The sequence below is a fragment of the Halalkalibacter lacteus genome (assembly GCF_036663595.1).
Classification (GTDB): Bacteria; Bacillota; Bacilli; order Bacillales; family Bacillaceae_D; genus Halalkalibacter; species Halalkalibacter lacteus.
Genome location: NZ_JAWRVL010000259.1, coordinates 1 through 264 on the forward strand (window position 1 = coordinate 1; position 264 = coordinate 264).

Consider the following 264-nt stretch of genomic DNA (forward strand, 5'->3'; position numbering starts at 1 on the left):
TGCGCCATTCATTTTCGGGGCCCGAGTATTCGGCAGGGGAGTTTTAACACACTCATTAGCGGATACCTGCTTTTAGGGGCACCGACCTGCTGTCTAAATACATGGACTCCCTTAATGGTTTCATTGGTAGTACATTTAGGCACCTTATTTACGTGTTAGGTTCATCCCTTTTCGCCATGACCGCTTACCAGTCAGAGCCCACTTGGAACTTATATTCATTTAAAGATTTCAATTAGGTAAACCTCTAAACAAGGAGATTCGAAG

Annotated in this window: 1 rRNA gene; it reads right to left on the reverse strand. The window is 43.9% G+C overall.

Going from position 1 to position 264, the window contains the following annotated elements:
• Positions 1 to 264 (reverse strand): 23S ribosomal RNA (locus SAZ04_RS22285); the annotation flags it as partial.